The 1,734-nt window shown below is 66.0% G+C and carries 1 protein-coding gene; it reads right to left on the reverse strand.

Going from position 1 to position 1,734, the window contains the following annotated elements; genetic code table 11:
- The coding region (locus NKG99_RS35690; RefSeq protein WP_352874156.1) for a molybdopterin-dependent oxidoreductase at window positions 1–1,734 on the reverse strand (1,734 nt) is incomplete at both ends.

Raw genomic sequence — 1,734 nt, forward strand, 5'->3', positions numbered from 1 at the left:
ACCCCGTTTTACGGGGCATGCACATGCGGCATTTCGATTCACTCAAAACTTTCCCCGGACAGCCCTGCCCCTTGCGGGGGAGATGGCCGGCAGGCCAGAGGGGGGTGCCTTGGCTCGGCGCTGGCCACTGGAACGGCTCAAGCGCCTCATACCCCTCCGCATCAACCCCGACATAAGCGCCAATGTCGAAATCCCGCGCACCATCATTTTCAAAACCCGACAGCGCGGCATGCTCGGCAAACACCTCCGCCGGCGCCGCATAGGAAAACGCCTCGCCAAAGCCCATCCTTTTGCCCACCTCGGCAACAATCCGCCAGTCGGGCCTAGCCTCGCCGGGCACCGGCAGAAAAGCGCGCTGGCGCGAGATGCGGCGCTCGGAATTGGTGACGGTGCCGTCCTTCTCGCCCCAGGCGGCGGCGGGCAGCCGGACATGGGCGTGGCGCACGGTGTCGGTCTGGGACAGCACGTCCGACACCACGACGAATGGGCACGCCATGATCGCCGCTTCGACGGCGTCGGCGTCCGGCATTGAATCGACCGGGTTGGTGGCCATGATCCATAGCGCCTTGATGCGCCCATCGGCCAGCGCCTGGAACATCTCGACCGCCTTCAGGCCGGGCTTTTGGGCAATGGTCGGTGCATTCCAGAATCGCTGCACGCGGTCACGATGTTCCGGGTTTTCGATCTCCATGTGAGCGGCCAGCATGTTGGCCATGCCGCCGACCTCGCGACCGCCCATGGCATTCGGCTGGCCGGTCACCGAAAACGGCCCTGCCCCCGGCTTGCCGATGCGGCCGGTGGCCAGATGGCAGTTGATGATGGCGTTGACCTTGTCGGTGCCTGAAGACGACTGATTCACGCCCTGGCTGTAAACCGTCACGGTTTTCGCGGTCGCGGCGAACAGGCCGTAGAATCGGCCAAGCTCGTCCTCGCTCAGGCCCGTGGCGGCGGCGGTGCCGGCAAGGTCGAGCGCGGAGGCGGCGAAAAGCGCTTGCCCGAAGCCGGTTGTGTGCGCCGTGATATAGGCGCGGTCGAGCGCATTGTGCTGGCCGAGATAGGCGAGCAAGCCGGTGAACAGGGCAACGTCGCCATCCGGCGCGATCGCCAGGTGCATGTCGGCGATGTCGGCGGTCATCGTGCGACGCGGATCGATCAGCACGATCTTCATCTCCGGCCGCTTTTCCCGGGCCGCCGCGATGCGCTGGTAGAGCACTGGATGGCACCAGGCGAGGTTGGAGCCGACCAGCACGATGAGGTCGGAAAGCTCCAGATCCTCATAGGTTCCCGGCACCGTATCGGCGCCGAAGGCACGGCGATGGCCGGCGACCGAGGAGGCCATGCACAGGCGCGAATTGGTGTCGATGTTGGCCGAGCCGATAAAACCTTTCATCAGCTTGTTGGCGACATAGTAGTCCTCGGTCAGCAACTGGCCGGAGACATAGAAGGCAACCGAATCGGGGCCGTGCTCGGCGATGGTTTGCGAGAAGGTCGAGGCGACGAGGTCGAGCGCCTCGTCCCAGCCGGCGCGGCGGCCATGGATCTCCGGATGAAGCAGCCTGCCATCGAGGTCGATGGTCTCGGCCAGTGCCGAACCCTTGGAGCAGAGCCGGCCGAAATTGGCCGGATGGTCGGGGGGGGGGGGGGGGGCGGGGGGGGGGGCCGCGCCCCCCCCCCCTGGTCGATGCCTTTCGGCAGCGTGCGCATTTCGGCGACGCGGTCGGAGATCTTCTGGCC

The sequence above is a fragment of the Mesorhizobium sp. M1409 genome, assembly GCF_040317535.1.
Taxonomy (GTDB): Bacteria; Pseudomonadota; Alphaproteobacteria; order Rhizobiales; family Rhizobiaceae; genus Mesorhizobium.